The organism is Lactobacillus melliventris, from assembly GCF_013346935.1.
GTDB lineage: Bacteria > Bacillota > Bacilli > Lactobacillales > Lactobacillaceae > Lactobacillus.
The window spans coordinates 156576-168355 of sequence record NZ_JAAEEB010000004.1; the positions used below are offsets into that span (position 1 = coordinate 156576).

Below are 11780 nucleotides of genomic sequence, written 5' to 3' on the forward strand. Positions count from 1 at the left end.
TTTTGTATAAAAAAATTTAAAATTATTCTTCTAACTATATAGCTTATGCTTGAATTATTTTCAATACCATAAGCTTTTTGTTTTGATTTATTTTTATTAAATAAACGGCTAAAAATAAACATATTTTTAATAAATAAAAACATGTTCACAAAAAGGTGCAAAATCTTTATTTTTTGACCTAATTTATTATTATAAATTTGTTTAGAAAATATAACTTTTGCACAAAAGAGTGAGTCGAAATAATGGGATAGATAATTAATAGTTTTATTTAACAACTAATTAAATAGCTTATTTAGATTCTTCAAATTAGTTTATTTTCTAAATTTATATACTTTAAATTTTATATAAAACTTTTCATAAAATAAGAAAGGAATATTATGGCTGAAGAAAAAAACAATCTCAATCCAACTAACAATTCTGAGTTTCTAGCTGATCCTTGGGCTAGAACAAAAACTCGTAATGGCTTGGCTGCAGATGAAGTAATTTCTGCTTTGCAAAAATCAATCCGCAAGGGAAAAGAGAGAGCTGCCTGTGAATTTGCTTACGAAATGTATATTTCATCTCCAGATATGGAAGAAAAACTTTGGCGCCGGCTTCAAGCAATTTCAGTTGAAGATATCGGTATGGGAAACCCTCAAGCAGCAATATTGATTAACAGTCTTAACCAAATGAGAAAAAGCTTTAGTTATAATGAACCTGATAGGGCAATGATGTTTGTTCACGCAATTCGCTATCTTTGTGAATCAACTAAAGACCGTTCGTCCGATCTTCTTAAAAATATTATTATTAAAAAATTTGCTTTAGGCTATGTTCCAGAGATACCAGATTATGCATTGGATAAACATACAACTAGAGGTAAAAAAATGCATCGTGGCAGTATGCATTTTTTGGAAGTTGATTCTAAAGTTACCCCACAACTTAAAGTCAGCAACAATTATTGGGAGGAATATCACAAAATCAAAGAAAATTGGGATGAAAGTAAGGTTATTAAGAACGCTTTTAAATTTAACACTTATCAAGTTTAATGCTGCTTTTATTCAATAGGAGAAAACTATGACTAAACAAAAAATGGGAAAATACTCTATCATTAACAAACTTGATAAAACTTTAACCCCAATTGGCCAAAAAATAGGAAATGAAAAACATCTTCAAGCCATTTCTAATGGCATGCTTTTTGGATTGCCCTTTTTAGTTATTGGTTCATTTTTCCTAATATTAGCAAATCCACCAATAATAATAGAGAAATATAATCCGGCAACAGCCAATTTCTTTGTTAAATTAATCGCTGGTTGGAAATATTGGGCTATGGCCCATTCTGCTCAAATTACTTTACCGTACAATATGACTATGGGTATATTCGGGATGATTAGTGCCTTTGGTATTGCCTATGAACTCAGCAAAGGAAATCACCGCTTTCATCCTGAAACAGACGGAATGATTTCAATGGTGGTTTACCTAATGGTCACAACTACCGTTAACAAAAATAATAGTATTAGTTTAAACAATTTAGGTACAAATGGATTATTTGTAGCGATTATAATTGGACTTCTATCCGTAGATATTAATAAGTTAATTGATAAAAAGAATTGGAAAATTAAGCTTCCTGAAACAATTCCACCAATGGTAGCAAATTTTATCAATTCCTTGATTCCGCTCTTAGTAAATATTGTCATTTTTTATGGGGCAAATTTAATCCTTGTCAGCATTACACATTCTGATTTTACGACCTTTATAATTAAATGCCTTACGCCAGCTACATTTCTTGCTAACAGCTTGTGGGGCTATATTCTAATCGTTACTATTGGAAATCTACTTTGGTTAATCGGAGTTAATGGCAGTAACGTTATTTTCCCCATTATATTTGCTACTGGAATAGCTGCTACTGGCGCAAATGCTGCACTTGTTGCCAAGGGAAATATGCCAACAAATATTATGAATTTACAAATGTTTCGGATTGCAGTTTTAGGCGGATCAGGAAATTCTTTGGCATTAGTTCTTTTGATGATGACAAGTAAAGTGGAAAAATTCCGAGTTTTGGGTAGATTATCAATTATTCCAGGAATTTGTAGTATAAACGAACCAGTCATTTTCGGAGCACCTATTTGCTTTAATCCTATTCTAGGAATTCCGTTTTTAATCGCACCAATAATTAACTTAGTTTTGACTTATGTGGCAGAAAGTTTGCACTGGATTGGTTTAGGCTATATAGTTGATCCATCATTCACACCGTACTTTTTCCAAGCCTATATTAGTTCAATGGATTGGCGAAATGTTATTTTTGAAACTCTTTTGATTGTGATTGGCATTTTTATCTATTTGCCTTTCTTTAGAGTGGCTGAAAAGAACGAAATAGAATTAGCAAAGTGAGTTTTTTGTGATTTGACTTTAAATTTTTTTACTAATCTAAAAGAGCACTGAGCTTTATTGCTCAATGCTTTTTTTAGATACTATCTAAATTTTTAGCTATTTTCTTGAGATCACCATAATATTCCTATTGTTTATTCCTACATAAGTAATTTAAACTTGTTATTCTAAATTGCAATAATTTTAGAGCATAAGGATAAAATATAACTGATGATTTATGATTTTAAAACATATTTTATATTTAAAAAGTAAAGCAAATTTAATCAATTCTATTTTTTAGAATTTCTTTTTTTTATTCTAGAATTGATTTTATTCACCGTGTGTACTTGCGACAAAATAACAATTAGCCAAATAACGATATAAACTAATATAAATACGCCTATCAACCAAAAATTAATCGGCCACTTATTTATCCAAGACATTAATAACACCAGTAAAAATGTGCCTATGATATGAACACTGAAGGCAATAGCAGGTGGTACATCCATTGCAAAAATCATTGATAAAATGCCTATTAACCCTGAAATAATAAAAACAGAAATAACACCTAAACGGGTAGGAATACTAGGAGAAGCAAAAGTCAGTATTATCAAATAAGTAGCTGCACCAAAGCCCACACCGGTAAAGAAATAGTTAATGAAATTACTCAATTTTCTCATTTTTATAGCCCCAATTCTTTTTTTAATGCCGGCAAATATAATCTGGAAACGTCAGCTTTTAAATTATTTTTTAAAAGTGCGATCATATTTCCTGCAAAGCCTACTTCTATCGATTCCAGAAAATTAATATTGATAATGCCATGTTTAGAAACCTGAATAAACCCATCACCCAATTTTTCAAGTACCTGATATAAGCGACCAGTGGTTTTTATTATGTCTTTAGTAGTATAAAATGTGATATCTGTTGTTTGGATTTCTACTTTAATAATCTCAGTAGGTTTAATTGTTACTATGCGGTCTTCTACCTTAATTGGTAAAAGATGATATTTCTTTTCGCCGAATTTATGCAAATAATCTATTAAATTATCAACTACTTCACTTTTTTGAGCTGCTTTAATTTCAACTTCAATTTCTTCGTTTAGAGTAGGATCCGACTTAAATTTAATTTTCACTTTATCTATTGCGCCTTCTATCAGTGATAAGCGAAAGCATAATAATCACTAAAATTAGTATTGCAATCATTAATAGCAAAACAAGCATATTATTTAGCCTGTTACTATTAATTTTGAACTGTATCCCTAAATAATTAATTAAATGCCGTTTTACATTAGTGGGGAGAGTAGCTAATGTTGGCTTAAGTAAAAAGCCTCTTAGAGCAGCTGCCTCATAACTACTTGGTACTAATTTTACCAAATTTTGTGCTCCAGAAACCAATATACCATATGGTAAATAAGTCGCAACCGCGAAACCGGCAGCGGCACCTAAGACAGCGGAAAATCGGCTAAAAGTAGTGCTGGAATGCATGAACAGCACAATTATCTCATCAAGTAAAGTTGCTGCAATTGCACCCACGAAAATAAATACAAGCCCAGGTAGGTATGCTTCTTGAGGAATTTTCACTTTATCTACTAGTGCAAAATAAGCTGCCATCACAATAAACGTGATTATTTGCATAAGGAAGCTAACTACTACCCCGCTCAAAACATAAGCAAGATTTTGTTTGAATTGTGATAAACCTGTCAGTTGAAAATCGGCAACAGCATGAGTTTCTTGATCAGTAACTTGCTGGCCGAGAGCTTGAAAAGCCGTAGTTATACCAGAAACTGCAACAATACCTGCTATCATCCACAAATCTAATATTTTAGTTACATGTGGTAAATTTTGCCAACTTTTTTCTAGATTGTTTTGCAAAAAGCCAATATAAATAAAGAAAGATATCAATGCACCGAGGCATGACATAATCACACCAGTAATGTTAGAAAAATAGATTTTTAAATTTCTGCGAAACAAAGCAACCATTTATTGTATCTCCTTTCCTGTAATCTGCAAAAACGCATCATTGATCGTTCCTTTAGAATAAGTAAAGTCAGCGATATTTTCCTGATTGTTTTTTAATAATTCAATGGTTTCTTGCGCTGATAAGGAATCAATTTCAACTTGCTCACGATTAAGCCGAATAACTTTTTGATTAGTGTTCAAAGACTGAATATCGCCAACGGTGAGTATTAATTTATTAGGAGCATATTGGCTCTTAATTTCTGCAGCAGAACCACTAGCTAGGATTCGACCATTTTCCAAAATATACATTTGATCAGCATTTTCAGCTTCTTCTAAATAATGCGTTGTCAAAAAAATTGTTAGATCTTGTTGCTCTTGCAGTTTGGTCAATAATTTCCAAATAGCATTTCTGGTTTGAATATCAAGCCCTGTAGTTGGTTCGTCTAGAAACAGTAAATTTGGTTTGCAGATAAGAGCCCTGGCTATGTCTACTCTTCTCTTTTGGCCGCCTGATAAAGTGCCAAATTTTTGCTTTAAAAAGTTTTTAATACCGATTAAGTCAATTAATTGTTCAAGCCACTCCTGGGAAAATTTGGGGTACATCTTTGCTCTTAAATAAAGATTATCTTTAACCGTTAACTCATTATCTAAAATGCTATTCTGAAAAACTAAGCCTATTTTCAAATCTGCCGCATATGAAATGACACCTGAAGTAGGCTTTAATAATCCGGTTAGCATATTAATCGTGGTAGATTTACCCGCACCATTTGTTCCTAAATAAGCAACAAGCTGGCCCGCTTTAATTTGAATATTGGCTTTGCTGACAGCAACCTTATTACCAAATTTTTTCGTCAGTTCTTTTGTTTCAATCAGCATAATTGGCATCTCCTTTTTCTAATTAGAGCCATCATACTAATAAAATAAAAATTTGTAGCAAACTTACAGATAAGCAACCAAATATTTAACACAAATAGACGAAATTAAATCATGAAATATAAAAAAGGCTACATTTAGTAGCCTTCCACATATGATTTGTTAGAAACTTAATGCTGCTCAAAAGCAAAAACGATTTGATGTTCCTTGGTAGTATTAGCAGGTAAAACAATATCTCCAAAATCTCGGTGATTAATTGCATCGGGTAACATTTGCGCTTCTAAAGCGACAGCTTCACTTGGCTGCGCAATTGAACCGTTATCCCGCTTAAATTTTACCCCGGGTTGCTCCTGCGTCATGGTATACATCACTAAACAATTGCTTTCACTTGAAATAGTAATTTGACGGCCACTTTCTTTTTCTCTCAAAGTAGCCACAGATTTCATTTGATTTTCCGTGCCATTAATAACAAACGCGTCATCGAAACCTTTATTGGCTTCTAATGCAGCAGCTAAATTGTTAAAATCATGAAAATCATACGGAGTATTGGCATTTGCCAGCATTTTTCCAGTCGGAATTAACTCAGGGTCAAGTTGTAAATGTTCCTTACTATTTATCTTAATTTCGTGCGTACTTAAATTAGGCTGGTCACTTAAATTAAAGTAAGCATGACAAGTAGGATTAAACAGTGTTGTTTGCGTACCATTTTCAGCTTTATAAGAGATTGTTACTTTATCTTCATTATCTAAAGTATAGGTAATGGTAACCAGCATATCGCCAGGAAATCCATCATGATCTTCTTTAATCTGGTGTGTAAATATTGCACTTACACTGTTAGCAGTTTTAGCGGTTTGCACTTGCCAGTTTAAAAAGCGAAAGCCGTTATTACCACCATGCAGTGTATTGCCATTTTCGTTGGTGGGAACTTGCACATTAACCCTATCTAAAGTGAACTGGCCTTTTTTAATTCTGCCAGCTACACGTCCAATTGATTGGCAGCAACATAAACCGTTAGAATAATAATCTGCACAATGATCAAAGTTCATCAACAAATTCTTTTGTTGTTTATTTTTATCTGGTACCAAAAATTCGTACCAGACAGCTCCCAGCGATAAGCATGAAATTGTTATACCATGATCATTTTTTAACGTAACTTTTTTGATATCGTTACCTTGATAATTTTCAAATGTTTCCTCAATGTCTTCCATTTTTTTCTCCAGTTAACTTGATCGCATTACTAAAATACACTACTTCAATTATACTATTGAAATAGTGTATTTATTCTAAGAAATCTTAAGCGTATGTGTTTGGGATTTATTAGTTAGCGATTTGATTTTATTTGATACTGCATAAGTCAATGCCATACATTGTTGCAAGATCAGTAACTTGATCTTCTGTTGCTGCAAATGAGAAGACAGTATGGTGACCACCACCAGCTTTGATCCACTCTGTAGCGCCTTTTTCTAAACCAACTTTTGGGGTCCATAATTGTTTAGCTACAGGCAAGTGTGGTGTTTCTTTTTCAGCCTTATGAGCATCAACTGCATAAGTAACAAGCTTAAAGTTATTTCTAAAGTCGGCTAAGGTAACATCAATAGCGTCTCCTTCAGAACCTGAAAAGACTAATCTGGCCGGATCAGCTTTACCGCCAATATCCAATGGATGAACTTCAACACGTGGTTTTTCTGAAGCAATTGATGGATCAACTTCAAGCATGTGGGAGCCCAAAATTGCTTCATGACCCGGACGCAAATCAAGAGTGTAATCTTCCATGAAGGCAGTCTTTTGATTATGAGTCATGATCTTGAAAGTTCTCAGTAAGGCTGCAGTCTTCCAGTCACCTTCACCTGCAAAGCCATAGCCGTCACGCATTAACAGTTGAGCTGATAAACCTTGTAATTGCTCTAGTCCATGTAAATCTTCGAAGTTGCTGGTAACAGCGGTATAGCCACCGCGCTCCAAGAAATGTTTCATTGCAATATATTGTTTTAACTGGTAGCGCACCGTTTTATTGTAAGCATCTGGATCCATAGCGCCTTGGACTAAAATATATTTTGCTTTCAAATCAGCAAATTCGTCATCGATTTCAGATTCTTTGACTTTTGCCATTTCAGCAACTAAGTCGCCAACGCCGTAATAGTCAACAGTCCAGCCTAATTGAATTTGAGCTTGAACCTTATCACCTTCAGTAACGGCCACATTCCGCATCGTGTCACCAAAGCGGCAAACTTTTAAGTTGAAGGATTCATCATAAGCAACTGCAACGTTTTCCCAGTCAGCAATTTGCTTCATGATCTTTGGATCCTGCCAATAGCCATAGATAATCTTATTATGCTTTTGCAGGCGAGCATTAATATAGCCATATTCACGATCACCATGAGCACTTTGATTCAAGTTCATATAGTCAAAGTCAATTGTGTCATAAGGAATATAATTTAAAAATTGGGTTGCAAAGTGTAACAACGGCTTTTGTAATAGTTTTGTACCGCGAATCCAGTTTTTAGCTGGTGAAAATGTATGCATCCATGTGATTACACCGGCAACTTCATCCCTGTAATTGACTTCTTTCATAAACTGGGTAATTTCATCAGCTGTAGTTAAAACCTTTTTAAACACAACTTTGTAAGGTAAATTGCCTTTTTCATTTAAACCGTCAGCAATTTTTTGCGCATCTTCAGCTACACTGCGCAAGGTTTCTTCACCATAAAGGTGTTGACTACCAACTGCAAACCAAAATTCATATTTTGGTACATTTAACATTATTTGTCCTCCTTTTATCTTTAAAAAATGTCTAAACTAAGCTTTAACAATAATTAATTAAAGACTTAAACGAATCATATTCCATGAATATGCGTCGAGTTTTCCTTTCACAGTATTATTGTCGATAGCAACATCTTTTAAATCTGAAATATGCATTAATTGATTTTCATTTGTTGCGTCAAGATCATACCCTGCAAATTTAGTTGCTTTTTTTAAGCTGACATTTGGAAAATTGCAGAGTTGATATTCAAACTGCGCTGGTTCATCAGCCTTATTTTCAATAAATAAGACTATTTCATTTGTTGCTTTGTTGACTGCTGCAGCTGAACTGAGATATGGTACGTCTCTGTTTACTACAGTATAGTTTTCTACTTTACTATCAACCTGAAGCGATTCGCCTTGTGCAAAGTTTGAAATTTGCATAAATGGGTAAAAGATTGATTGATACCAAACTGAAGGATTTCCTTCATTATTAGTCATAATTGGGGCAATAACATTTACCAGTTGTGCCAAACAGCCAATCTTAATCCTGTCGGCGTGCTTTAATAAAGTTAGAGCGAGTGAACCTACAACAAGCGCGTCAGCAAACGTATAGTGATCTTCTAACAAATGTGGTGCTACTTGCCATGGCTTTTGTTTATCATCATTTTCCTTTGAATGATACCAAACGTTCCACTCATCCATAGCCAAATACATGGTCTTATCTATGTGCTTGCGCGCTTTAACAGCATCACAAATTGAAACCACTTCACTAATAAAACTATCCAAATCAACCGAGGATGAAAGGAATTTTTTAATATCGTGATCATTATCATCATAATACTGATGAAGTGATAAGTAGTCTACGTCTTCATAGACGTTATCTAAAATAGTTTCTTCCCATGAGCCAAAAGTATCTATAGTATGTAGCGAACTTCCACAAGCTATTAATTCAATAGAAGGATCAACTATTTTCATTGCCTTAGCGGTTTCATGAGCCAATCTGCCATATTCATGGGCATTTTTATGACCTATTTGCCAGTCTCCATCCATTTCATTACCGAGACTCCATAATTTAACATTGAATGGTTCTTTTTGTCCGTTCTTAATGCGTAAATCACTCCAATAAGTACCACCTGGGAAGTTGCAGTATTCGATCAAATTGCGAGCGGCATCTATTCCACGGGTACCTAGATTAATAGCCATATCAGCTTCAGCACCAATACATTTGCACCAATTTAAAAATTCGTGTAAACCAAATTGGTTGGTCTCAATACTTTTCCATGCTAAATCTAGTCTGACAGGTCTTGTATCTTTAGGACCTATGCCATCTTCCCAGTTATAGCCTGAAACAAAGTTTCCTCCTGGATATCTAATTAGGGGAACCTTTAATTTCTTGATAGCTTCAATTACATCGGTGCGAAAACCATCTTTATTAGCTAAAGGATGATCCGGTTGATAAATACCGTTATAAACACAACGACCTAATTGTTCGGTTAAAGAACCCCACATACGTGGGTCAATTTTACCGATTATATTGTCTGAATTAATTTTAAAAGAGGCTTTTACCATTATTTATTCTCCACAGAACTTGATTGGGTACTACTTGAAGCGTTACTTTCTGCAACTTCACCAGCTTGTACTGGGTCTTCTTTCTTTAAAGCAAATGCTGAAAAGAGAGTAATAACAAAGACGAAGATACCCATCATGACATATGTATGTTGATAACCAAAGCCATCATACATATGACCTGCTACTGATGAAAAGATAAAGACAGATATTTGCTTGGCAAAGTTTGAAGCTAATGCATAAACAGTAGCATATAATCTAATATCAAACGCTCCGGCGATGTATTTCATGATTGATGTTAAAAGCAACGGCATTTCCAGGCCAGCAAGCAGTCTAAACACAACTATCCAACCCCAAGTTGGAGATAAAGCAGAACCTAAAATACGAATACAAGTTAAAAAGCCATAAGCAATTAAGCCCTTTTTAGCTCCAATCTTATTGATAATCCAAGGCATTGGAAACATTAAGATAAATTCGATTAAAGTTTGAGCAGATGACATATAGCTGTATACTAAAGTACCTTGAGCTGCAGTAGCAAAGAATGTTTTGAAAAAGATAATGAATTGCTGATCAAAAACATCAAAAATAGCTGATGCACCAACATAAAAGATACATAAATACCAGAAGTTTTTATTCTTAAATACAGAACCAACAATCTGCATATTCAATGAATTAGATGTATCACCGGCAGCTGATGCGTTATCCATATTAATTTTATCGCTAAACAACAACAAGCAAACAAAAATTATAGCAGCAATAGAACACATCCAGAAAATTGAATCTGGTTTCCATAGAAACAGACGACCTGCTACTAATGAAGCTACAATTCCAGCTAAAGAACCACCTAAACGTGAGTGGGAATATTCAAAGCCGTTGGCTAAACTAGCACGCTGAACGTATTGTTCAACTACACTAACACCGCCATTTAAAACAAAGCTGAGGAAAACACCAGTAACAAAGGCAACCAAAAATGAATTAATTTTCATTAATGGTATGAAAGCCCATTGGAAGTAAGGCCCAATGAAAATTCCTACTACACCAATAATTAGTATCAAATCTTTCCTGAAAAGTAATTTGTCAGAGATTACTCCAAAGAAAGGCTGGAAGATTAGTGAAATTCCTGCCATCATTGAGAATACTAGCCCTGATTGTGCGCCATTTAGATGACCTACTTGCTCCATCCATAGAGTCAAGTAACCATTCACAGTTGCCCAAATAAAGAAGTAACTAAAATGGGTAAACGGGAAACCCCAAAAATGTTTATTTTCTTTTTTTACTTCACTATTCATTTTTTCTCCTCTATTTATTACTGATAGTTATATGGAACTGGTTTACCAAAAACAGGCATGCCATTTTCGTCCCAAGTGAAAGCCTGAATCTTAGTATGACGGTTTGGATCGTACAAAGGATCTCCTTTAATATCGGTATAATCTCTGCAGTGATAAACTAAAATATCAGTCTTATCATCTTCTGCCTTGGTAAATGAATTGTGACCAGGTCCATATTGGTGATGTGCTAAATCGCTTTGAAATACCGGCTTTGAACTCTTTTTCCAGCTGTTAGGGTCTAACAAATCTGCTGTGTCTGAAGCCACAAGCATGCCCATACAATAGTTCTCGTCAGTTGCGCTTGCTGAATAAGTAAGGAAGAACTTATTACCATGATGAATTACAGCAGGTCCTTCATTTACCCAGAAAATCTTTGTCTCCCAGTCATACTCAGGTTTGGTTAACATGACAGGCTTAGTCTTTAATGTCCACGGATTTTCCATTTCAGCAATATAAATATTTGAATTTCCTTTAATATTTGGATCCTTTTGAGCCCAAACATAATACAAGACATTCTTGTATTCAAAACTAGTTGCGTCTAATGAAAAGCTGTCCATACCAGTCTTTATTTGACCATGCTCTATCCAATTTTCTTCCTTGGTAATTGGGTTAGCCTCATCACATTCGATGCAAAACATTCTGTGTTGAAACATACCATTTTTATCTAATTCCTTTGTTTCTGCTGCAGCGAAGTAAATGAACCACTTACCATCAATATAGTGAATTTCCGGTGCCCATATTAATTGGCTCATTTCTCCACTATCATGTTTACGCCAAATAGTTCTGGGAGCTGCATGTGCCAGTCCCTCAAGGGTTCTTGCTCTTCTTAATTCAATGCGATTATAAGATGGTACAGAGGCTGTAAAATAATAGTAGCCGTCTGTATGCTTATAAATATACGGATCCGCTCTTTGAATTATTAAGGGATTAGTATAAGTATTATTTTCCATAATTATTTCCTCCTAAATTT

Annotated in this window: 11 protein-coding genes; 2 read left to right on the plus strand and 9 right to left on the minus strand. The window is 34.4% G+C overall.

Annotated elements, in window-relative coordinates:
- Positions 1-377: 377 nt before the first annotated feature.
- Positions 378-1025 carry an AAA family ATPase gene (locus tag GYV61_RS05230; RefSeq protein WP_122026377.1) on the plus strand — a complete coding sequence of 216 codons (648 nt, stop codon included), beginning with the start codon at positions 378-380 and terminating at the stop codon, positions 1023-1025.
- Between the two features lie 43 nt (positions 1026-1068).
- Entirely contained in the window at positions 1069-2367 is a 1299-nt protein-coding gene (locus GYV61_RS05235) for a PTS sugar transporter subunit IIC (RefSeq protein WP_174795115.1), read from the plus strand.
- 266 nt (positions 2368-2633) lie between these two features.
- Here GYV61_RS05235 and GYV61_RS05240 read toward each other — a convergent pair whose 3' ends face one another.
- The 9 genes from GYV61_RS05240 to GYV61_RS05280 all read right to left on the minus strand — a co-directional run bounded on the left by GYV61_RS05240 (position 2634) and on the right by GYV61_RS05280 (position 11760).
- Positions 2634-3023, minus strand: a complete 390-nt coding sequence (locus GYV61_RS05240; RefSeq protein ID WP_122026378.1) for a DUF3021 family protein — start codon at positions 3021-3023, stop codon at positions 2634-2636.
- Positions 3024-3025: 2 nt separating this feature from the next.
- Complete coding sequence (locus GYV61_RS05245; RefSeq protein ID WP_174795034.1) at positions 3026-3475, minus strand: LytTR family transcriptional regulator DNA-binding domain-containing protein; 450 nt, start codon at positions 3473-3475, stop codon at positions 3026-3028.
- Position 3476: 1 nt separating this feature from the next.
- Complete coding sequence (locus tag GYV61_RS05250) at positions 3477-4322, minus strand: ABC transporter permease (RefSeq protein WP_174795035.1); 846 nt, start codon at positions 4320-4322, stop codon at positions 3477-3479.
- Positions 4323-5177, minus strand: a complete 855-nt coding sequence (locus GYV61_RS05255) for an ABC transporter ATP-binding protein (protein WP_174795036.1) — start codon at positions 5175-5177, stop codon at positions 4323-4325.
- A gap of 167 nt (positions 5178-5344) precedes the next feature.
- Positions 5345-6382 (minus strand): aldose epimerase family protein, encoded by a 1038-nt coding sequence (locus tag GYV61_RS05260; RefSeq protein WP_174795037.1) that lies wholly within the window; start codon positions 6380-6382, stop codon positions 5345-5347.
- Between the two features lie 127 nt (positions 6383-6509).
- A complete protein-coding gene (gene araA / locus GYV61_RS05265) occupies positions 6510-7934 on the minus strand; it encodes an L-arabinose isomerase (RefSeq protein WP_174795038.1) in 1425 nt (474 codons plus the stop codon).
- Positions 7935-7991: 57 nt separating this feature from the next.
- Positions 7992-9485, minus strand: a complete 1494-nt coding sequence (gene arfA, locus GYV61_RS05270) for an arabinosylfuranosidase ArfA (RefSeq protein ID WP_238786754.1) — start codon at positions 9483-9485, stop codon at positions 7992-7994.
- Positions 9485-10771, minus strand: a complete 1287-nt coding sequence (locus tag GYV61_RS05275) for an oligosaccharide MFS transporter (protein WP_122026383.1) — start codon at positions 10769-10771, stop codon at positions 9485-9487. Before GYV61_RS05275 ends, arfA begins: the two co-directional genes overlap by 1 nt.
- A gap of 17 nt (positions 10772-10788) precedes the next feature.
- Entirely contained in the window at positions 10789-11760 is a 972-nt protein-coding gene (locus tag GYV61_RS05280; protein WP_174795039.1) for a glycoside hydrolase family 43 protein, read from the minus strand.
- Between the last annotated feature and the right edge of the window lie 20 nt (positions 11761-11780).